This is a genomic window from Pantoea dispersa, from assembly GCF_035783935.1.
Classification (GTDB): domain Bacteria; phylum Pseudomonadota; class Gammaproteobacteria; order Enterobacterales; family Enterobacteriaceae; genus Pantoea; species Pantoea dispersa_C.
The window spans coordinates 134,712-155,578 of record NZ_JALKOV010000012.1 but is presented as its reverse complement, the minus strand read 5'-3'; the positions used below and the strand labels follow the sequence as shown (position 1 = coordinate 155,578).

General features: G+C 59.5%; 16 protein-coding genes. 7 read left to right on the top strand and 9 right to left on the bottom strand.

Annotation, left to right across the window (positions count from 1 at the left end; all coding sequences use genetic code 11):
- Positions 1 to 106: 106 nt before the first annotated feature.
- From MXF20_RS20495 to argC, 5 genes are all read right to left on the bottom strand, one after another.
- Positions 107 to 982 carry an Ig-like domain-containing protein gene (locus tag MXF20_RS20495; RefSeq protein ID WP_325971161.1) on the bottom strand — a complete coding sequence of 292 codons (876 nt, stop codon included), beginning with the start codon at positions 980 to 982 and terminating at the stop codon, positions 107 to 109.
- A gap of 99 nt (positions 983 to 1,081) precedes the next feature.
- Positions 1,082 to 2,461 carry an argininosuccinate lyase gene (gene argH / locus MXF20_RS20490; RefSeq protein WP_325971160.1) on the bottom strand — a complete coding sequence of 460 codons (1,380 nt, stop codon included), beginning with the start codon at positions 2,459 to 2,461 and terminating at the stop codon, positions 1,082 to 1,084.
- 74 nt (positions 2,462 to 2,535) lie between these two features.
- Positions 2,536 to 3,753, bottom strand: coding sequence for an argininosuccinate synthase (locus MXF20_RS20485; protein ID WP_325971159.1), 1,218 nt, complete (start codon positions 3,751 to 3,753; stop codon positions 2,536 to 2,538).
- Between the two features lie 14 nt (positions 3,754 to 3,767).
- Complete coding sequence (gene argB, locus MXF20_RS20480; protein ID WP_152390318.1) at positions 3,768 to 4,544, bottom strand: acetylglutamate kinase; 777 nt, start codon at positions 4,542 to 4,544, stop codon at positions 3,768 to 3,770.
- A gap of 18 nt (positions 4,545 to 4,562) precedes the next feature.
- On the bottom strand, positions 4,563 to 5,567 hold the full coding sequence (gene argC, locus MXF20_RS20475) for an N-acetyl-gamma-glutamyl-phosphate reductase (protein ID WP_325971158.1): 1,005 nt from the start codon (positions 5,565 to 5,567) through the stop codon (positions 4,563 to 4,565).
- 166 nt (positions 5,568 to 5,733) lie between these two features.
- On the opposite strand from argC, the gene argE reads away from it, so the two are divergent.
- The gene (gene argE / locus MXF20_RS20470) at positions 5,734 to 6,882 is read left to right on the top strand and encodes an acetylornithine deacetylase (RefSeq protein WP_325971157.1); all 1,149 of its coding nucleotides are present in this window, start codon (positions 5,734 to 5,736) and stop codon (positions 6,880 to 6,882) included.
- 249 nt (positions 6,883 to 7,131) lie between these two features.
- Positions 7,132 to 9,783 (top strand): phosphoenolpyruvate carboxylase, encoded by a 2,652-nt coding sequence (ppc, locus tag MXF20_RS20465; RefSeq protein WP_325971156.1) that lies wholly within the window; start codon positions 7,132 to 7,134, stop codon positions 9,781 to 9,783.
- 67 nt (positions 9,784 to 9,850) lie between these two features.
- Here the strand turns inward: ppc and metF are convergent, their stop codons facing one another.
- From metF to metB, 3 genes are all read right to left on the bottom strand, one after another.
- On the bottom strand, positions 9,851 to 10,747 hold the full coding sequence (gene metF, locus MXF20_RS20460) for a methylenetetrahydrofolate reductase (RefSeq protein WP_325971154.1): 897 nt from the start codon (positions 10,745 to 10,747) through the stop codon (positions 9,851 to 9,853).
- 214 nt (positions 10,748 to 10,961) lie between these two features.
- On the bottom strand, positions 10,962 to 13,394 hold the full coding sequence (locus MXF20_RS20455) for a bifunctional aspartate kinase/homoserine dehydrogenase II (protein ID WP_325971153.1): 2,433 nt from the start codon (positions 13,392 to 13,394) through the stop codon (positions 10,962 to 10,964).
- Positions 13,395 to 13,396: 2 nt separating this feature from the next.
- Positions 13,397 to 14,557, bottom strand: a complete 1,161-nt coding sequence (gene metB / locus MXF20_RS20450; RefSeq protein ID WP_021506836.1) for a cystathionine gamma-synthase — start codon at positions 14,555 to 14,557, stop codon at positions 13,397 to 13,399.
- A 278-nt stretch (positions 14,558 to 14,835) separates the two neighbouring features.
- Here metB and metJ point away from each other — a divergent pair, with 278 nt between their 5' ends.
- Positions 14,836 to 15,153, top strand: coding sequence for a met regulon transcriptional regulator MetJ (metJ, locus tag MXF20_RS20445; protein ID WP_007885403.1), 318 nt, complete (start codon positions 14,836 to 14,838; stop codon positions 15,151 to 15,153).
- A 77-nt stretch (positions 15,154 to 15,230) separates the two neighbouring features.
- Here metJ and rpmE read toward each other — a convergent pair whose 3' ends face one another.
- Positions 15,231 to 15,446 (bottom strand): 50S ribosomal protein L31, encoded by a 216-nt coding sequence (rpmE, locus tag MXF20_RS20440; RefSeq protein WP_021506837.1) that lies wholly within the window; start codon positions 15,444 to 15,446, stop codon positions 15,231 to 15,233.
- Between the two features lie 276 nt (positions 15,447 to 15,722).
- Between rpmE and priA the strand changes: the two genes are divergently transcribed.
- From priA to hslV, 4 genes are all read left to right on the top strand, one after another.
- Positions 15,723 to 17,921 carry a primosomal protein N' gene (priA, locus tag MXF20_RS20435; RefSeq protein WP_325971152.1) on the top strand — a complete coding sequence of 733 codons (2,199 nt, stop codon included), beginning with the start codon at positions 15,723 to 15,725 and terminating at the stop codon, positions 17,919 to 17,921.
- Between the two features lie 166 nt (positions 17,922 to 18,087).
- The gene (gene cytR / locus MXF20_RS20430) at positions 18,088 to 19,125 is read left to right on the top strand and encodes a DNA-binding transcriptional regulator CytR (protein ID WP_325971151.1); all 1,038 of its coding nucleotides are present in this window, start codon (positions 18,088 to 18,090) and stop codon (positions 19,123 to 19,125) included.
- A 153-nt stretch (positions 19,126 to 19,278) separates the two neighbouring features.
- Positions 19,279 to 20,190: a cell division protein FtsN gene (gene ftsN / locus MXF20_RS20425; protein ID WP_325971150.1), complete on the top strand. Its 912-nt coding sequence runs from the start codon at positions 19,279 to 19,281 to the stop codon at positions 20,188 to 20,190.
- Between the two features lie 142 nt (positions 20,191 to 20,332).
- A complete protein-coding gene (gene hslV, locus MXF20_RS20420; protein ID WP_031279590.1) occupies positions 20,333 to 20,863 on the top strand; it encodes an ATP-dependent protease subunit HslV in 531 nt (176 codons plus the stop codon).
- Positions 20,864 to 20,867: the final 4 nt, after the last annotated feature.

Below are 20,867 nucleotides of genomic sequence, written 5' to 3'. Positions count from 1 at the left end.
TGTTGGCCGGGAGTGCCAGCCCTTTGATGATGTGCCTATAACTATATGTAATTCCGAAGCTAGAGGTTGGCGGGCTACTCAAAGCCCGCTTTTTTTTGCCTCTGCATCAGAGTGGCACATCCCCCAGCAACTGCTGCAGATCCTGCTCGGTCAGCACCAGTGAGTGGCCAGCGATGCCGGAGTGCGTCAGCTCCTGCTGCAGATCGTCATTATTCAGCACCAGCTCATACTGCTGCGTAGTCGGGTTAAGCTCCGCGTCCTGAAACAGGTTAACCGGCACGCTGGCCAGCAGATCGTGCAGATGCAGGCCGCTGAGCTCCATCAGCCGCGCGTCATCCGCCGTAACATCCTCCGCCACAATCAGGCTGACCGACGCACTGACATTCCCTGCACCGCATTTCACTGTAATCTGATGCTCGCCAGCGCCCAGCGCCTGAGACGGCGTAAACGTCCAGGTATGATCGCTACCAACCGGTGCACTGCCGAGCGGCGCGTCGTTATCAAACAGCTCAACCCGACTGCCGGGCTGGCCTTTACCGGAAAAGGTCGGATGGATTTCCGTCGTCACCTCTTGCGGCCAGATAAACTGCGTGCCGCTGTGTATGGCGGTTAGCGTAACCGGCACAAAAGCCGCATCCTGAACGATCAGCGTGAAGGGCGCACTGGCGACCTGTGGCGCGGCTGCCACCTGTGCCACAAACTGATGGTTGCCCCCGGCCAGCGCGGCGGGCAGCGTAAAACTGAAGTAGCCGGTCTGAGCATCGCTGAGCGTGCTGCCCACTAACTCGCCATTGTGGTAACACTCAAGCGTGACGCCACGGCCGGCATAGCCGTTAAGCGCAGGGCGCGTATCGCGCGTGATTTCGCCATTGACGATAAAACCACCGTCCTGCACCGAGGCGGAATCGAAGGTGACAGGAACCTGGTTTTCAACGGCCGGCTCCAGAGGAAAGAAAGGGTAGCCAAAGCGTGAAGTGCTCATTTATGTTCTCCAAATTAACTGCGAGCACACTTTAAGAACTCTTCACGCCAGGCCGATCAAGAATTGTCTCTTTTTACCAAAGAAATTTCCGAGCGCGCATTACGCCAGGTTTAAGCGCTGCTTCGCTTCGCCAATCGCCAGCGCCACCTGCTGCGGTGCTACGCCGCCGCGCGCGTTACGCTTGTCGAGGCAGGACTGCAGCGACAGCACCGGATAAACATCCTCTTCGATCGCCGCGCTGAACTGCTTAAACTGCGCCAGACTTAATGCTTCCAGCGCGACGCCTTGTTTGATCGCTTCCACCACGGTTTCGCCGACAATATGGTGCGCTTCGCGGAACGGCACGCCTTTGGCCACCAGATAATCGGCCAGTTCGGTTGAGTTGGCGTAACCCTGCTCAGCGGCTTCCTGACAGCGCGGACGCTTCACCTGAATACCGTCCAGCACCAGCGCTGACATATGCAGGCAGTCAAGCCAGGTATCGAGCGCATCGAACAGCCCTTCTTTGTCTTCCTGCATATCTTTGTTGTACGCCAGCGGCAGCCCTTTCAGCGTCATCATCATGCCGGTCAGCGCGCCCTGCACGCGACCGCACTTGCCGCGGATCAGCTCCAGCGCGTCCGGGTTTTTCTTCTGCGGCATCAGCGATGAGCCCGAGGTCACTTTATCGGACAGCTCAATAAAGCCGGCTTCACCGGTGTTGAAGAAGATCATATCTTCAGCAAAGCGCGACAGGTGCACCATGCCAATTGAGGCATCTGACAGCAGCTCCAGCACGTGATCGCGGTCTGACACGGTATCCAGGCTGTTGCGCGTGGCAGACGCGAAGCCGAGCCAGCCGGCCAGCTGCTCACGGTCAACCTCATAAGCAGTACCGGCCAGTGCGCCGCAGCCCAGCGGGCTGACATCCAGCCGCTTCAGGGTGTCCTGCAAACGGCTCTCGTCGCGCGCCAGCATCTCAACGTAGGCCAGACACCAGTGGGCAAACGTCACCGGCTGCGCCCGCTGCAGGTGCGTGTAGCCCGGCATCACGGCATCCTGATTGGCTTCAGCGGTAGCCACCAGCGCTGACTGCAGCTCGCGCGTGGCTTCCAGCAGCAGTGCCACCTGCGTTTTACACCACAGTTTGAGATCGGTCGCCACCTGGTCGTTACGGCTGCGCCCGGTGTGCAGCTTTTTGCCCAGCGCGCCGACTTTGTCGATCAGCTTGCCTTCCACCCAGCTGTGAATATCCTCGGCATCGCTCTGCAGGATCTGCTGCGGATTGGCGCGCACGTCAGCCAGCAGCGCATTCAGCGCGGCTTCCAGCTGCTGCTGCTCTTCACTGCTCAGCACGTTTACCGTTACCAGCGCTTTTGACCAGGCCACCGAACCGATGATGTCCTGCTCCGCCAGGCGGTAGTCGAACCGCAGTGAGTCGTTGAACTGTTTAAACCGTTGATCTGCCGCCTGCGAAAAACGTCCGCCCCAAAGTGCCATCTGCTTGCTCCTGAATCTGTTAAACAAAGGGCGGCCCGAAGCCGCCCCTGCAAAATATGTCGCCTGCCGCGGTGTTACTTCTTCTGCTCGTTCAGCGCGCGAATGCGTGAAGAGAGCGAGAACAGACGGATAAAGCCGCCCGCGTGACGGTGATCGTACACTTCGTCTTCGCCGAAGGTGGCAAACTCTTCTGAGTACAGGCTGTTGGCTGATTTTTTCTGGATCGCCGTGGCATGACCTTTATACAGCTGCAGCACCACTTCACCGTTCACCAGCTCCGCCAGCGATTCGGCAGCCGCCTGGATTGACTGACGCAGCGGCGCGAACCAGCGGCCGTCATACACTACGTAAGACATCTCCTGACCCAGCTGCTCACGCCATTTGAAGCTATCGCGATCCAGCACCAGCTGCTCTACCGCACGCAGCGCGTTGACCATGATGGTGCCGCCAGGCGTTTCATAGCAGCCGCGTGATTTGATGCCCACCAGACGGTTTTCCACGATATCAATCCGGCCCACGCCGTGTTTCGCACCCAGCACGTTGAGTTTTTCCAGGCACTGGAACGGGCTCAGTTTCTCGCCGTTTACCGCGACCACCCGGCCTTTCTCCACGCTAACGGTGACGTTTTCTGGCTGATCCGGCGCTTCCAGCGGATCGACGGTCCACACCCAGCAATCTTTGTTTGGCGCGTTCCACGGGCTCTCCAGCACGCCACCTTCGGTCGAGATGTGCCACGCGTTTTCATCACGGCTGTAGATCTTCTCCAGCGATGCGGTGGTCGGGATATTGCGCTCTTTCAGATAATCCAGCAGCGCTTCACGTGAACGCAGGTTCCATTCACGCCATGGCGCGACCACTTTAAGCTGCGGTGCCAGCGCGGTATAGGTGGTTTCGAAACGCACCTGATCGTTGCCTTTACCGGTTGCGCCGTGGCACAGCGCGTCCGCGCCCACTTTCAGCGCCAGCTCAACCTGCGCTTTGGCGATGATAGGACGCGCCATTGAGGTACCCAGCAGATAGGTGCCTTCGTACAGCGCACCGGTCTGCAGCACCGGATAAACGTAGTCGCTAATGAACTCTTCACGCAGATCGACCACGTGGCACTCAGACGCGCCCGACTGCAGCGCTTTCTTCTCAACGCCTTCCAGATCGGCCGGATCCTGACCAATGTTGGCGACGAACGCCACCACTTCACAACCACCGTAATTCTCTTTCAGCCAGGGAATGATGGCCGAGGTATCCAGACCGCCCGAGTAAGCCAGAACGATTTTTTTGATGTTTTGCGTGCTCATGTCGTAATCCTTGATTATGCGAGAATCCGGGTGCCAATCGACACGCCGTTAAAAAGGGTTGGCAGCTGTTCAGCATGGCGCCAGCTGGCGATATCCACCGGGCGGCCCAGCGTACGCGCCGCGTCGAGCGCCGCGTGCACTTTCACAATCATGCCATCGGTAATAATGCCCTGGGCGATCAGCTGCTCGGCTTTGGCTGCGGTCATCTCGGCGATGCGCTGACCTTTGCCGTCGAGAATACCGCTGACGTCCGACAGCAGCACCAGATCGGCACCGATGGTCGCGGCCAGTGCAGTTGCAGCCTGGTCAGCGTTGACGTTCATCAGTTCGCCACCGTCGGTGATGCCAATCGAGCTGATCACCGGCATATAGCCCGCGTCCAGCAGCGTATTCAGCAGCTGCGGATTGCCCGGCGTGGCGTTGCCCACGTGACCCAGCTCTTCATCGAACTGCGCCACATTCACCAGGCCCGCATCGCCAAGGCACAAACCCACCGCGCCGATGCCGTACTTCTTCGCCCACGCCAGCAGCGTTTTGTTGGCGGTGCCGGCCAGCGCACCGGTAATAATGTCGATCTGATCGGCTGGCGTCACGCGCAAACCGTTCTTCTTTTTCACCGGCAGCGCCAGTTTCTTCATCAGCTCGTCCACCAGGCAGCCGCCGCCGTGGACAATGATCAGCGGGCGCTGGTGCTGCGTGCGGTACGCCAGCAGGGCATCAAACAGACGCGCCAGCGCTTCTTCGCTATCCAGCAGTACACCGCCCAGCTTAATGATCAGAGGATTGCTCATGGTCAGGTTATCCGTCCGTTAAATCAGAGACAGCGTTTCGGGGAAGCCGAAACGAATATTGAGACACTGCACCGCCTGTGAGGAGGCGCCTTTCAGCAGATTATCTTCCGCTGCGACAACAATCAGGTGCTCGCCCTGCACGGCAAAGCCGATATCGCAGAACGGCAGGCCAACCACCGCTTTCAGCGCCGGTACGCCTTTGTCGTACAGCCGCACCAGCGGTTTATCGTGGTAGGCGCTGTGGAAGGCGGCCGCCACATCCTGCTGGCTCACGCCGGCGTTCAGACGACAGGTGATGGTTTCCAGGATGCCGCGCGGGAAATTGCCGAGATGCGGCGTAAAGATTACCGGCGTGCCGAGATGGGCGACAATCTCCGGATGGTGCCGGTGATTGAAGAGGCCGTACGGCTGCAGGCTGACTTCACAGAAGCTGGTGGTGACGCTGGCTTTACGCCCGGCACCGCTGACGCCGCTGGTGGCATTGATGACCGGCCACTGAGCCGGATTAAGCAGGCCAGCGTTAATCAGCGGTTTCAGCGCCAGCTGCGCGGCCGTCGGATAGCAACCCGGCACCGCCACCAGCTGCGCGTCTTTAATCTGCGCGTGGTTCCATTCGGCCAGGCCGTAAACGGCTTTGTCGAGCCACGCCTGATGCTGATGGCTGAAACCGTAATACTGTTGATAAAAGCCGTCGTCGTTCACGCGGAACGCGCCTGACAGGTCGAACACCACGCAGCCGGCTTTCAGAAATTCCGGAGCCAGATCGTGGCTGACTTCGTGAGCGGTGGCGAGGAACACCACATCGACCTTGCCGGCCCACTCTGCGGCATCACTCAGCGGCTGCAATGGCAAATCGACGATGCCTTTCAGCTGCGGATGCAGATCGGAGAGTAACTTTCCGGCATCCGGGCTTTGCGCTGAAACCGCCAAAGCGGTTATGTTCATATGCGGATGGCGATTCAGGTAAGTGGCAAGCTCTACGCCAGCATAACCACTGGCACCAACGATCAGCGTATTCAACATCAGGCTGTATACCTTATTACAGTCACACGTATCGGGTCGCGGCCTTGCCCCGTTGCCCACGATGCCGTTTGCAGTTTTTTCAGTTCACATGCAGACGACGTTAATGTATTTTTATTCACTATTAATGCATTAATATTGATACATCCTAACGCAGGGACCGTCAACAGTGAAGACAAAAATTCCACCTTTTATCGAACTCTACCGCCAGCTGATTGCCACACCGTCGATCAGCGCCACCGACAGCGCGCTGGATCAGAGCAATGAAACTTTAATCAATTTGCTGGCGGGCTGGTTCCGCGATCTCGGCTTCAGCGTGGAAGTCCAGCCGGTGCCGGGCACGCGCCACAAATTTAACCTGCTGGCACGCAGCGGCAGCGGCGCTGGCGGCCTGCTGCTGGCGGGCCATACTGACACCGTACCGTACGACGATGGCCGCTGGACGCGCGATCCCTTCACCCTGACCGAGCATGACAACAAGCTGTACGGCTTAGGCACCGCCGATATGAAAGGCTTCTTTGCCTTTATTCTTGATGCGCTGCGTGACGTTGACGTGACGAAGCTGAGCAAGCCGCTGTACATCCTCGCCACCGCCGATGAAGAGACCACGATGGCCGGCGCGAAATACTTCTCTGAATCGACCCAGCTGCGGCCGGACTGCGCCATCATTGGCGAACCGACGTCGCTGAAGCCGGTGCGCGCGCATAAAGGCCACTTGTCGCACGCCATCCGCATTCAGGGGCAATCCGGTCACTCCAGCGATCCGGCGCGCGGCGTGAACGCCATTGAGCTTATGCATGAGTCCATTACTCAACTGATGCAGCTGCGTAATACGCTGAAAGAGCGCTATCACCACGACGGCTTTGCCATTCCGTACCCGACCATGAACTTTGGCCACATTCACGGCGGCGACGCGGCGAACCGCATCTGCGCCTGCTGTGAGCTGCATATGGATATCCGTCCGCTGCCGGGACTGACGCTGAGCGATCTTGATGGCTTGCTGAATGAAGCGCTGGCACCGGTCAGCGCGCGCTGGCCGGGCCGTCTGACCGTCGGTCAGCTGCATCCGCCGATTCCCGGCTACGAGTGTCCGGCCGATCATGAACTGGTGAAAGTGGTAGAGCAGCTGCTGGGCGTGCCAACTGAAGTGGTGAATTACTGCACCGAAGCACCGTTTATTCAGCAGTTGTGCCCGACGCTGGTGTTAGGGCCTGGATCCATCAATCAGGCGCATCAACCGGACGAGTTTATTGATACCGCATTTATTAAGCCGACTCATGCGCTTATCACTCAGGTTGTGCAGCATTTTTGCCATTGATGATCAACAGATGGGGCATTTCACTGTGAAATCAGCAAATTGCCCCGTCATTATCCGGGATTTGATAATAAGAATAACTTATCCCGCTTCCTGTCAATTAAATTCGATGAATTTCCGATAGTTAGCCGCACGTTACCGGCAATTTAAGTCAATTGACGAACAGGAAGAACCGTGGCTAGATAAAAGACGATGTTATGCCCATTGGGTATAGAGGTTTTATATTTAAGACGATAAGGGTGTCAGGGTCACATGAACGAACAATATTCCGCAATGCGAAGTAATGTCAGTATGCTCGGCAAACTGCTCGGGGATACGATAAAGGATGCACTGGGAGAGAACATCCTCGATCGGGTGGAGACCATCCGCAAGCTCTCTAAGTCATCCCGTGCAGGAAATGACACTCATCGTAAGGAACTGCTTTCCACGCTGCAAAACCTGTCTAACGACGAGCTGCTGCCGGTGGCGCGCGCGTTTAGCCAGTTCCTTAACCTCACCAACGTGGCGGAACAGTATCAGACCATTTCCCGCAGCGGCGACGGCGCTAACCACCCGGAGCTGCTGAAAAAGACCTTTGAACGCCTGAAGCAGCAGAGCGACCTCAGCGAGCCGGCCATCCGCCAGGCGATTGAGGAGCTGTCGCTGGAGCTGGTGCTCACCGCTCACCCGACCGAAATTACCCGCCGCACGCTGATCCACAAGCTGGGCGAAGTGAACAGCTGTCTGCAGCAGCTCGACCACAGCGATATCACCGACTACGAACGCAACCAGGTGATGCGCCGTCTGCGTCAGCTGGTGGCGCAGGCGTGGCACACCGATGAGATCCGTAAATATCGCCCGACGCCGGTAGATGAAGCCAAATGGGGCTTCGCGGTGGTAGAGAACAGCCTGTGGGAAGGCGTGCCGGCGTTTCTGCGCGAGCTGAACCAGCAGGTGGAAGAGAGCTTCGGCATCCAGCTGCCGGTGGATTTCGTGCCAATCAAATTTACCTCGTGGATGGGCGGCGACCGTGACGGTAACCCAAATGTCACCGCACCGATTACCCGCCACGTGATGCAGCTAAGCCGCTGGAAAGCCGCCGATCTGTTCCTGCGCGACATCGGCGTGCTGGTGTCCGAGCTGTCGATGTCCGAGTGCAGCGACGAAGTGCGCGAACTCTGTGGTGAGCCGGAGGCGCTGGAGCCGTATCGCGTTATCCTGAAGCGTATCCGCAGCCAGCTGATGAGCACCCAGAGCTATCTGGAGCGCCGCCTGAAGGGCGAACGCCTGCCGCGCCCGGCCGACCTGCTGGTCTCTAACGATCAACTGTGGCAGCCGCTGTTTGCTATTTACCAGTCGCTGCAGCAGTGCGGCATGGGCATCATCGCCAACGGCCAGCTGCTGGACACGCTGCGCCGCGTGAAGTGCTTCGGCGTGCCGCTGGTGCGCATTGATATCCGCCAGGAGAGCACCCGTCATACCGAAGCGATTGCCGAAGTCACGCGCTATCTCGGTCTGGGCGACTACGAAAGCTGGTCAGAAGCCGACAAGCAGGCGTTCCTGATCCGCGAACTGAATTCCAAGCGGCCGCTGCTGCCGCGGCAGTGGGAGCCCAGCGACAACACGCGTGAAGTGCTGGATACCTGCAAAGTGGCGGCCGAAGCGCCGCAGGGCTCGATTGCCGCCTACGTGATTTCGATGGCGAAAACGCCGTCTGACGTACTGGCGGTGCACCTGCTGCTGAAAGAGGCCGGCATTCCTTACGCGATGCCGGTGGCGCCGCTGTTTGAAACCCTCGACGACCTCAACAACGCCAATGACGTGATGAGCCAGCTGCTGAATATCGACTGGTATCGCGGCTTCATCAACGGCAAACAGATGGTGATGATTGGCTATTCCGACTCGGCAAAAGATGCCGGCGTGATGGCAGCCAGCTGGGCGCAGTATCAGGCACAGGATGCACTGATTAAAACCTGCGACAAAGCCGGCATTACCCTGACGCTGTTCCACGGACGCGGCGGTTCGATTGGCCGCGGTGGCGCACCGGCGCATGCAGCCCTGCTGTCACAGCCGCCGGGCAGCCTGAAAGGCGGCCTGCGCGTGACCGAACAGGGCGAAATGATTCGCTTCAAATATGGCCTGCCGGAAGTCACCATCGCCAGCCTGTCGCTTTACACCGGGGCGATTCTGGAAGCCAACCTGCTGCCACCGCCAGAGCCAAAACGCGAATGGCAGGAGATCATGAACGGCCTGTCAGCCTATTCATGCGCCATGTACCGCGGCTATGTGCGTGAAAATCCGGATTTCGTTCCCTACTTCCGCTCGGCGACGCCAGAGCAGGAGCTGGGCAAACTGCCGCTCGGCTCGCGCCCGGCGAAACGGCGTCCGACCGGCGGCGTTGAGTCGCTGCGCGCCATTCCGTGGATCTTCGCCTGGACGCAGAACCGCCTGATGCTGCCCGCGTGGCTGGGTGCCGGCGCGGCGCTGCAGAAAGCGATGGACGAAGGCCATCAGGATCAGCTGGAAACCATGTGCAGCGAATGGCCGTTCTTCGCCACGCGTCTCGGCATGCTGGAGATGGTGTTCTCGAAGGCTGACCTGTGGCTGGCGGAGTATTACGATCAGCGTCTGGTGGATAAATCGCTGTGGCCGCTCGGCAAACAGCTGCGCGATCAGCTGGATGCCGACATCAAAGCGGTACTGACCATCGCGAACGATGCGCATCTGATGGCGGACCAGCCGTGGATCGCCGAATCCATCGCGCTGCGTAACGTCTACACCGATCCGCTCAACGTGCTGCAGGCGGAACTGCTGCAGCGTGCGCGTGCGCAGGAAGAGCGCGGCGATGAACCGGATGCGCGCGTAGAACAGGCGCTGATGGTCACTATCGCCGGCGTCGCGGCCGGCATGCGTAACACCGGCTAACGGCTGGCGGCGCATCGCACAGCAAAAAGGGGGCACTGAGGCCCCCTTCTTTTTTATCCTTTCACGCTTATGCCGCCAGCGTCGGGCGTACGCCCAGCGTGTGGCAGATGGCGTAGCTCATCTCGGCGCGGTTCAGCGTGTAGAAATGGAAATCCTTCACCCCTTCGCGCGACAGGATTTTCACCATGTCCATGGCGATGTTGGCACCGACCATTTTGCGCGTCTCCGCATCATCATCCAGCCCGTCAAACATGGCGTTCATCCAGCCCGGCACGCGCACGTTGGTCATGGTGGCGAACCGCTGCAGCTGTTTGAAGTTGGAGACCGGCAGAATGCCCGGCACGATCTCCACGTCGATACCGGTGGCCACGCAGCGATCGCGAAAGCGCAGATAGCTCTCCACGTCGAAGAAAAACTGGGTAATCGCGCGGCTGGCGCCGGCATCAATTTTTCGCTTCAGGTTGATCAAATCCGCCTGCGCGCTTTTCGCTTCCGGATGCACTTCAGGATAGGCCGCTACCGAGATATCGAAATCACCGACCTCTTTCAGCAGCGACACCAGATCGCTGCCGTACATGTCCGGCTTGCCGCCGCCTGGCGGTAAATCGCCGCGCAGCGCCACGATGTGGCGAATGCCGCTGTCCCAGTAATCTCGTGCGATGGTGCGCAGTTCATCACGCGTCGCATCGATGCAGGTGAGATGCGGTGCCGCTTCCAGCCCGGTGCGATCTTTAATGCCTTTAATAATGCTGTGAGTGCGGTCGCGCTCGCCGGAGTTGGCTCCGTAGGTTACCGAAACGAATTTGGGTTTCAGGCTGCTCAGGCGGTCGATGGAGTTCCACAGGGTTGCTTCCATTTCGCTGGTACGGGGCGGAAAAAACTCAAAAGAGACATTAATTTGCCCGTTCAGCTCAGCCAGGCTCTGATTCAGCGCTTCACGCTGATTGGCATTAAAGAAACTCATCCTGTTACCTCATCATCACATATCGATTAATTTGCGAACCGCGAACATCCATACGTTTAGACGTCCAGATGCACAAAATGAACGATCTTCCGCTTAGCGTCAACATAAAATTGTTTGCCGGGCGTGACAAATATTCAACCAAAGTGAAAGGGATTCACCTGACGGGGAAGCAGAGGGAAAAACGCAGACAGCGGACGCCGTCTGCGCAGCAGTTTTACAGCAGTTGGGCGAGACGATTGATATCCGATTGCAGCGCACCGGCGGTGACATCCCGGCCGGCACCTGGCCCGCGGATCACCAGCGGATTGTCGCGATACCAGCGGCTCTCGATGGCAAACACGTTATCGCACGGCAGCAGCGCCGCCAGCGGATGCTCAGGACGCACCGCTTCCACGCCGACGCGCGCTTTACCGTTGGCATCGAAACGCGCCACGTAGCGCAGCACCAGCCCCATCTCCTGTGCCGCTTCGAAGCGCTGCAGCATCTGCTCGTTCAGCTCGTCGGCGTTTTCAAAGAAGTGGTCGATGGATTCGCCTTCGCACTGTGACGGCACCAGCGATTCAACCCGCACCTGATCCGGTTCGATGTCGTAACCGGCTTCGCGCGCCAGAATCACCAGCTTACGCATTACATCCTGACCGGAGAGATCAACGCGCGGATCGGGCTCGGTTAAGCCCTGCTGCCACGCCTGATCGACCAGCTCGCTGAACGGCACCGTGCCGTCGAACTGCAGGAACAGCCACGACAGTGTGCCGGAGAAGATACCGCTGATCGCCAGAATGCTGTCGCCGCTTTCGCGCAGATCGCGCACCGTATGGTTGACCGGCAGTCCGGCGCCCACGGTCGCGTTGTACAGCCAGTGGCGACCGGTTTTGGCGAAGGCATCGCGCACCTGGCGCCAGCTCTGGCCGCTGGCAGCGCCGGCCACTTTGTTGGCGCTGATGACGTGGAAACCGTGGCTGGCAAAATCGTGATACTGCTGTGCCAGCGAGTGGCTGGCGGTGACGTCCAGCACCACCAGATCGTCAAACGGGTGCGCGCGCATCCACAGGAAAAGCGACTCTTCGTCGCGCGCTTCCGCTTCATCATCAAAGAAAGCCAGCGCCCGGCTGGCGTCGAGACCGTCATAGCTCAGCAGGCTGCGGCTGCTGTCCGCCACGCCCGCCAGCACAAATTCGAACCCGGTACGCGCCGACAGCGTCTCCTGCTCGCGCGCAAACAGCTCCAGCCAGCGTGAACCGATATTGCCTTTACCAAACAGAATCAGGCCGATGCGCTTCTCAGCACGGAACAGCGACTGGTGCAGCCCCTGAATCAGATGCTGGGTCGGTCCGACGCGCAGCACCGCCACCAGGCTGATGTGATCTTCTGACTGCCAGACGAATTCAACCGGCTGGTCTTTGATCTGCTGCCAGAAGCGGTGGCTGTGCAGCGGATTACGCGTCACGCCAGCGCCGACCAGCGCCACCAGCGCTAAACCGTCGCGCAGCTGCAAATGGCCGGGCAGCGCCGCGTCCTGCAGCAGGTTAAACGCGCTGTTAACCACTTCCGAGGTGTAACACAGCTGCAGCAGACGGCGATCCGGGTGCACGCCCATCGCCAGCGGACGCAGCTGCGCGCGCTTCAGCAGCAGATCGATCTCTTTCTGCTGAGTCGCAAAATCGTGGCTGTCGGGAATCTGAATCTCAACCAGGCAGACATCGTCGTGGCTGGTGACGATGCGTGCACCGGTGCCGGAGGCCAGCACGCGCTCAATGCGCGTCGAGCCCTGCTCCGGCTGATAGCTGCAGCGCAGCTGTAAATCGATATCGCTGTTGGAGACCGGCTGCAGCGTGCGCGTGTGCAGCACCGGTGCTGCCAGTCGGGCCAGCTCGCTGGCCTCATCCAGCCGCAGCAGCGGCAGCAGGCAGGCATCGGAGACCTTGCGCGGGTCCGCGCTGTAAACGCCGGCCACGTCGCTCCAGATGGTGACGCGGTTAACGCCTGCCAGCGCGCCAATCTGCGTTGCCGAGTAGTCAGAGCCGTTACGACCGAGCAGCACGGTCTCGCCCGCTTCGCTGCGGCTGATAAAGCCCGTCACCACCAGACGCTTATGCGGATGCTGCGCCAGCAGCGCCTGCAGCAGCGGCCAGGATTTGCCTTCATCAACCTGCGGCTGTGCCGCACGTTCGGCACGCAGGAAGTCGCGCGCATCCAGCCACGCCGCTTCGATATCGCGCTGGCTGAGCACCGCCGCCATCAGGCGCGCCGACCAGATTTCGCCGTGGCCGACCACTTCGGCGTACACCGCATCGGTGAGGGTGCCGTCGAGCAGCGCAGCCAGGCGTTCAAGGTCGCGAATGAACGCTGCGGTCAGGGTTTCTGCATATTCAGCAGGCAGCAGTGCAGCGATCAGTTCGCTGTGAAAACGGCGTAACGCCTGTTGCACCTGATGGGCCGATAAGCGATCGCTCTGGCTCAGTTTGAGCCAGCTGATCAGCTGGTTAGTGGTGCTGCCTGCGGCAGAGACCACCATTAAGTCGCCCGGCTGGCTGTAATCGGCCATGATACCGGCAACGCGCTGATAACAGCGCGCGTCGGCCAGGCTACTGCCACCAAATTTATGCAACTGCTTGATCGGCGTTCCCGCGCCTGCTGAAATCGTCATGGTTACCCCTCGGCTGCGATCCTGAATGCATTATCCAGGTCGGCGATTAAATCTTCGTGATCTTCAATTCCGACAGAAATACGCAGCAGCGAGTCGGAAATGCCCGCTGCGGCACGCGCGTCCGCCGACATACCGGCGTGCGTCATGGTGGCGGTGTGCGAAATCAGGCTTTCCACGCCGCCCAGCGACTCCGCCAGCGTAAACAGCTGCAGCGCTTTCAGGAAGCGGCGCAGCCGCGCCTCATCGGCGTCGAGCTCAAAACTGAGCATGGCGCCGAAACCGCGCTGCTGACGCGCGGCAAACTGGTGCCCGGCGTTCTCCGGCAGAGACGGATGATACAGCTTTTTCACCAGCGGTTGTTGCTTCAGGTAATCAACAATCGCCAGGGCGTTACGCTGCGCCGCCGCCATGCGCGGTGCCAGCGTGCGCAGGCCGCGCAGCAGCAGATAGCTGTCAAACGCCGCGCCGGTGACGCCAATGTTATTCGCCCACCAGGCGAGTTCCGTGACCAGCGCCGGATCTTTAGCGATGACCGCACCGGCCACTACGTCCGAGTGACCGTTGAGGTATTTGGTGCAGGAGTGGATCACCAGATCGGCACCCAGCGCCAGCGGGTTCTGCAGCGCCGGGCTGAGGAAGGTGTTGTCCACCACGCTTACCGCACCGGCAGCACGCGCGGCAGCGCAGATGGCGGCAATGTCCACCACGCGCAGCAGCGGATTGCTCGGGCTTTCGACCAGCACCAGCTTCGGCTTTTCCGCCAGCGCCGCCGCCAGTGCCGCTTCATCGCCCTGATCGACAAACTTCACGCGGTAAGCGCCGCGCTTGCTCAGGCTGTCAAACAGGCGGTAGCTGCCGCCGTAGCAGTCATGCGGTGCCACCAGCAGATCGCCGGGCTTCAGGAACACCGTCGTCACCAGATGAATCGCCGACATCCCGGTGTTGGTCAGCACCGCGCCCGCGCCACCTTCCAGCTCGGCCAGCGCGCGCTGGACCACATCGCGCGTCGGGTTACCGCGGCGTGAATAGTCATGCGCGCGCGGCTCGTTGAAATCGAGGAAGTTATAGGTGCTGGAGAGGTGAATCGGTGGGACAACGCAGCCATATTGCTCGTCATCATTCAAACCGCTGCGTACTGCGATGGTTGCCTGTTTACGCGTCATGGTGCTTACTGTTCCTGAAGTGTAATAAAAAGTGGCAACAGAATAACATTCCGCAACTGGACGTCAATACATCTGGACATCTAAATGTCTTTGCGTATAGATTGAGCAAAGCCACAATACCCGCTAAAATTACGCGTCATCGCCTGGTGTTCAGCGCGCTTTCCTGTGAAACGCGATGTGTAAGCATAAAACCGGCAGTTTAAGCGGTCAGGCATCGAAAAATCGGGCATAATCAACGGATTTCCCCATATTCAACTTTTTATTGATTAAGGTAACCCATGGCTGAATGGAACGGCGAATATATCAGCCCTTACGCTGAACACGGTAAGAAGAGCGAGCAGGTTAAGAAGATTACAGTTTCTATCCCGCTGAAAGTGCTGAAGATTTTAACGGATGAGCGTACCCGCCGTCAGGTGAATAATCTGCGTCACGCCACCAACAGCGAACTGCTGTGCGAAGCCTTTTTGCATGCCTTCACCGGGCAACCGCTGCCGAACGATGTTGATCTGCGTAAAGAGCGCAGCGACGAGATTCCGGAAGAAGCAAAACAGATTATGCGTGAGATGGGCATCGATCCCGACAGCTGGGAATACTGAGGCCAGACATAAAAAAACCCAGCCGAGGCTGGGTTTTTTCTTGCAACCGAATCGTGAAGATTCGCCGGCAAATAATCTTATTTCTTGCTGCCTGGGATGCTGAAACGCTTGTTGAAGCGATCAACACGACCACCAGAGTCAACAACACGCTGCTTACCGGTGTAGAACGGGTGGCATTTGCCGCACACGTCCAGGTTCAGGGTACCAGTCATGGTTGAACGGGTATTGATCACGTTGCCGCAAGAGCAGGTGATGGTCACAGCTTCGTATTTCGGGTGAATACCTTGTTTCATGGGAGAACCTCATAAAAGGCCGTGTCGCTCTCCGTGCCAGGCGAACCTGCACAGCACCACACGCGGTTAATAAATGGTGTATCTTTGACGAGTCATCTCATCAAAGGCGGCATAGTATACAGAAAATGAGCGCATTGATCAAATCCGCGCAATGCGCTCTGCTCTGCCATGCCGGGTAAACGCCTGTAGCCAGCGCCGCCGCGCGCTGAAGTATGACGGCGGTTACGCCAGCGTGTACACTACTTCTCCTTTTTACAGAACCGGATAGAGATCGACATGCCCGTTGTTCAGGTTGCCCTGCCCGTTCCGCTGCCTCGCCTGTTTGACTACCTGCTGCCCGCCGATGCGCCGCAGCCGGTGGCCGGCGCGCGCGTGAGCGTAACGTTCGGCAACCGGAAAATGACGGGCATCGTGGTTAACACGCGCGCCACCAGCGATCTCCCCCTTGCCCAGCTGAAACAGATTGATGCGTTGCTCGACGACCGCTCGCTGTTCTCACCCGCGCTGTGGCGCATCCTCAACTGGGCCGCCGGTTACTATCACTCTCCGCTCGGCGAAGTGCTCAGCCATGCGCTGCCGGTGCTGCTGCGTCAGGGCAAGCCGGCCCAGGAAGCGCCGCTGTGGCAGTGGGTGGTGAACGACGCCGGACGCGAAGTGGCGCTGGAAAGCCTGAAGCGTGCGCCGAAACAGCAGCAGGCGCTGGCGGCGTTGCGTCAGCGCCCGCTGTATCGCCATCAGATCGGCGAACAGGATTTTACCGATGCCGCGCTGCAGGCGCTGCGCGCTAAAGGGCTGTGCGACCTGCGCGAACATGCGCCGCAGCAGCACGACTGGCGCGCCAGCTTCGCGGTGAAAGGTGAACGGCTGCGGCTCAATACCGATCAGGCGATGGCGGTCGGCGCCATCCGCAGCGAAGACGACCATTACGCCGCGTGGCTGCTGGCGGGCATCACCGGCTCGGGCAAAACCGAGGTTTATCTCAGCGTGCTGGAGAACGTGCTGGCGCGCGGCAAACAGGCGCTGGTGCTGGTGCCGGAAATTGGCCTGACGCCGCAAACCATCGCCCGCTTTCGTGAACGCTTCGATGCGCCGATTGATGTGCTGCACTCGGCACTCAACGACAGCGAGCGTCTGGCGGTATGGCTGCGCGCGCGCAGCGGCGAGACCGCTATCGTCATCGGCACACGATCCGCTCTTTTCACACCGCTGGCGCGGCCGGGTGTGATCATCATTGATGAAGAGCACGACAGCTCCTACAAACAGCAGGAGGGCTGGCGCTACCAGGCGCGCGATCTGGCGGTATTCCGCGCCCATGAAGAGGACGTGCCGATTGTGATGGGTTCGGCGACGCCGGCGCTGGAGACGCTGCACAACGTGCGTGCGGGTAAATATCGCCAGCTCAACCTGACCAAACGCGCCGGTAACGCCAAACCGGCGCTGCAGCAGCTGATCGATCTCAAGGGACAGCAGCTGAAAGGCGGGCTCGCGCCGGCGCTGCTGGGCAAGATGCGCCAGCATCTGCAGGCGGATAATCAGGTCCTGCTGTTTCTCAATCGCCGTGGCTTTTCACCGGCGCTGATGTGCCACGACTGCGGCTGGCTGGCGGAGTGTCAGCGCTGCGACAGTTATTACACGCTGCATCAGCAGCATCGCCAGCTGCGCTGTCACCACTGCGACAGCCAGCGCCCGCTGCCGCATCAGTGTCCGGGCTGCGGTTCCACCCATCTGCTGCCGGTCGGCGTCGGCACGGAACAGCTGGAGCAGCAGCTCAGCACGCTGTTTCCCGGCGTGCCGGTATCGCGCATCGATCGCGATACCACCAGCCGAAAAGGCGCGCTGGAGCAGCATCTGGCCGATGTGCATCGCGGCGGCGCACGCATTCTGGTCGGCACGCAGATGCTGGCCAAAGGCCATCATTTCCCGGACGTGACGCTGGTGTCGCTGCTGGATGTCGATGGCGCGCTGTTTTCTGCCGATTTCCGGGCCGCCGAGCGCTTTGCCCAGCTTTACACGCAGGTAGCGGGCCGCGCCGGACGCGCCGGTAAGCAGGGCGAAGTGCTATTGCAGACGCACCATCCGGAGCATCCGCTGCTGCAAACGCTGCTGCATCGCGGCTATTTTGCGTTTGCCGATCAGACACTGCTGGAGCGCCAGTCAGTGCAACTGCCGCCGTGGACCAGCCACGCGCTGTTTCGCGCCGAAGATCTGGATAACGCGCAGGCGGCGGAATTCCTCACGCAGCTGCGTAATTTGCTGGAAGCCAGCCCGCTCAAAGATGAGGCGATGTGGCTGATGGGACCGGTGCCGGCGCTGGCACCGAAACGCAGCGGACGCTGGCGCTGGCAACTGCTGTTGCAGCATCCGTCACGCAAACGTCTGCAACAGTTGCTGAGCAGTTCCCTGCCGCTGGTCGCCACGCTGCCCGCCGCGCGCAAAGTCAAATGGACGCTGGATATCGATCCCACCGAGAGTTAAGCCGCGCCACATCTGCGAGCCAGATCGAAAAAAGTCGCACAAGTCACAATTTTTATGCAAATTAAGTAACAACCTCACGCAGCGTTGGGTTAACAATAGTGCCCGTCCCGGATTTGGGCCGGCAATGTGTGAATATCTATGCGCTGTACCGCGTCAGGAGTTAACGTTGGATCAGAAGCAACCCTCATCGGCAGCCACCATGAAAGATGTGGCCGAGCAGGCTGGCGTCTCCACCGCCACGGTTTCGCGCGCGCTGATGAATCCGGAAAAAGTCTCCGCCGCGACCCGGCAGAAAGTGGAACAGGCGGTGCTGGCCGTCGGCTATGCGCCGCACGGTCTGGCGCGCAATGCTAAACGCGGCGACACGCAAACCATTCTGGTGATTGTGCCGGACATCTGTGACCCTTTCTTCAGCGAGATTATCCGCGGCGTGGAAGTCACCGCCGCGCAGGAGGGCTATCTGGTGCTGATTGGTGACTGCGCGCATCAGGATCAGCAGGAAAAAACCTTCCTTAACCTGATGCTGACGCGCCAGATTGACGGCATGGTGCTGCTGGGTTCGCAGCTGCCGTTTGATGCCGGCATTGAAGATCAGCGCAACCTGCCGCCCATGGTGATGGGCAACGAGTTCGCGCCGGAGATGGCGTTGCCCACGGTGCACATCGATAACCTGACCGCGGCCTTTGAAGCGGTGAATCACCTGCTGCAGCTGGGCCATCGGCAGATCGCCTGCATCACCGGACCGGAACACATTCCGCTCAGCCAGTATCGTCTGCAGGGCTATATTCAGGCGCTGCGCCGCAGCAACATCGCCATCGATCCGACGTTGATTGTGCACGGCGACTTCACCTTCGAAGCCGGAGCCAGCGCGCTGAAACAGCTGATGAGCCTGCCTCAGCCGCCAAAAGCCCTGTTCTGTCATAGCGATCTGATGGCGCTGGGCGCGATGAACCAGGCGCGCAAGCTGGGCATGCGTATTCCGCAGGATCTATCGGTGGTCGGCTTTGATGATATCGAGCTGGCGCAATACTACGATCCGCCCCTGACCACCGTCGCGCAGCCGCGTTTTGCCATTGGCCGCGAAGCGATGCTGCTGCTGCTGGATGAGCTGCAGGGCAAACGGGTCAACAACGGTTCACGCCTGCTCGACGCCGAATTACGCGTGCGCGGCAGTACCGCACCGGCAGCAAAACGCGAAAAATAAGCGCGGGAACCGTGCATTTTCAGCAGATTCTGAAGGCAGACTGTGCTGGTCAAAGTTCCAGCCCTTGAGTAACATGACGCATTCCTTGCCGGGCAAAATTAACACCACATTTACACGCCCAGTGGCATTTTTTTGAAGGGTATCAGAACGAAAGTGGCACAGAGAGATTATGTAGGCCGCGGGCGTTCAACAGGGACGCGTCGCAAAAAACCCGCAGGCCGCAGCAAGAAAAGCAAAGGCGGCTCGGGCACTTCAAAGCTGATGATGGTACTGGCCGTGGCAGTGCTGGTGACCTTTGCCGGTGGTTTATGGTTCATCTCGCATCACAAAAAAGAAGAAACGCCAGTGATTCCGAATCATAAAGCCAACGGTAATGGCCTGCCGCCGAAGCCGGAAGAGCGCTGGAAATACATCAAAGAGCTGGAGAATCGCCAGGTGACCGTGCCGTCGCCCACCGAGCCGTCTGCCGGTGGCGAAATTAAGTCGCAGACCCAGCTGACCGACGAACAGCGCCAGCTGCTGGAGCAGATGCAGGCCGATATGCGCCAGCAGCCAACCCAGCTGAATGAAGTGCCGTGGAATGAACAAACCCCGGCGCAGCGCCAGCAAACGCTGCAGCGTCAGCAGCAGGCGCAGCAGCAACAACAGCAGTTGCAGCGTCAGCAGCAGCAGTTACAGCAACAGCAGCGCCAACAGCAATTACAGCAGCAGCAACAACGCCAGCAGCAATTGCAACAGCAGGCGTCACGCCAGCAACAGCAGCAGCAGGCGGCGCCGGTTACCCGCGAACCGACGAAGCCGCAGGAGAGCGCCAAAGCCAAAACTGAGGAGAAAGCCAGCACCCAGCGCTGGATGGTACAGTGCGGATCCTTTAAAGGCAGCGATCAGGCGGAATCGGTGCGTGCCGGCCTGGCGTTTGAAGGCTTCGAAAGCCGCATAACCACCGGCGGCGGCTGGAATCGCGTAGTGATTGGGCCGTTCAAAGATCGCAGCAGCGCAGACAGCACCGTGAAGCGCCTGCACAGTTCCGGCCACAGCAGCTGTATTCCGCTCGCCCTGCCTTAACCCGCCCTGCTCGCCCCCGGCAATTTGTAGCATCAGACATTGCCGGGGGTTGAAACTCCACAGGATTGCCCCATATCTGGTTGCATGATACGCCGCGCCCGCTGCGCGGTGTCTTTTTTCCACTGCAACAAGGGGTCTGCCCGTGACAACAATAGTAAGTGTACGACGCAACGGCCGGGTCGTGATCGGCGGTGATGGCCAGGCGACGCTCGGCAATACCGTAATGAAAGGCAATGTTAAAAAGGTGCGTCGTCTCTACAACGACAAAGTGATCGCGGGTTTCGCGGGCGGCACCGCAGATGCCTTTACCTTATTTGAACTGTTCGAGCGCAAGCTGGAGATGCATCAGGGTCATCTGGTGAAAGCGGCGGTCGAACTGGCGAAAGACTGGCGTACCGACCGGATGCTGCGCCGCCTCGAAGCGCTGCTGGCGGTCGCCGACGAAAACTCCTCGCTGATCATCAGCGGTAACGGTGACGTGATTCAGCCGGAAAATGACCTGATTGCTATCGGTTCCGGCGGGCCTTACGCCCAGGCAGCCGCCCGCGCGCTGCTGGAGAACACGGAGATGGGTGCACACGATATCGTAGCCAAAGCGCTGAATATCGCCGGCGATATCTGCATCTACACCAACCACAACATCAACTACGAAGAATTACCGTCTAAGGCGTAAGGAT

What these genes read in the sequence shown, in the direction of transcription:
- MXF20_RS20495 (WP_325971161.1), bottom strand. Translation starts at nt 982, where the DNA reads ATGAGCACTTCACGCTTTGGCTACCCTTTCTTTCCTCTGGAGCCGGCC.
- argH (WP_325971160.1), bottom strand. Translation starts at nt 2,461, where the DNA reads ATGGCACTTTGGGGCGGACGTTTTTCGCAGGCGGCAGATCAACGGTTT.
- MXF20_RS20485 (WP_325971159.1), bottom strand. Translation starts at nt 3,753, where the DNA reads ATGAGCACGCAAAACATCAAAAAAATCGTTCTGGCTTACTCGGGCGGT.
- argB (WP_152390318.1), bottom strand. Translation starts at nt 4,544, where the DNA reads ATGAGCAATCCTCTGATCATTAAGCTGGGCGGTGTACTGCTGGATAGC.
- argC (WP_325971158.1), bottom strand. Translation starts at nt 5,567, where the DNA reads ATGTTGAATACGCTGATCGTTGGTGCCAGTGGTTATGCTGGCGTAGAG.
- ppc (WP_325971156.1), top strand. Translation starts at nt 7,132, where the DNA reads ATGAACGAACAATATTCCGCAATGCGAAGTAATGTCAGTATGCTCGGC.
- metF (WP_325971154.1), bottom strand. Translation starts at nt 10,747, where the DNA reads ATGAGTTTCTTTAATGCCAATCAGCGTGAAGCGCTGAATCAGAGCCTG.
- MXF20_RS20455 (WP_325971153.1), bottom strand. Translation starts at nt 13,394, where the DNA reads ATGACGATTTCAGCAGGCGCGGGAACGCCGATCAAGCAGTTGCATAAA.
- metB (WP_021506836.1), bottom strand. Translation starts at nt 14,557, where the DNA reads ATGACGCGTAAACAGGCAACCATCGCAGTACGCAGCGGTTTGAATGAT.
- metJ (WP_007885403.1), top strand. Translation starts at nt 14,836, where the DNA reads ATGGCTGAATGGAACGGCGAATATATCAGCCCTTACGCTGAACACGGT.
- rpmE (WP_021506837.1), bottom strand. Translation starts at nt 15,446, where the DNA reads ATGAAACAAGGTATTCACCCGAAATACGAAGCTGTGACCATCACCTGC.
- priA (WP_325971152.1), top strand. Translation starts at nt 15,723, where the DNA reads ATGCCCGTTGTTCAGGTTGCCCTGCCCGTTCCGCTGCCTCGCCTGTTT.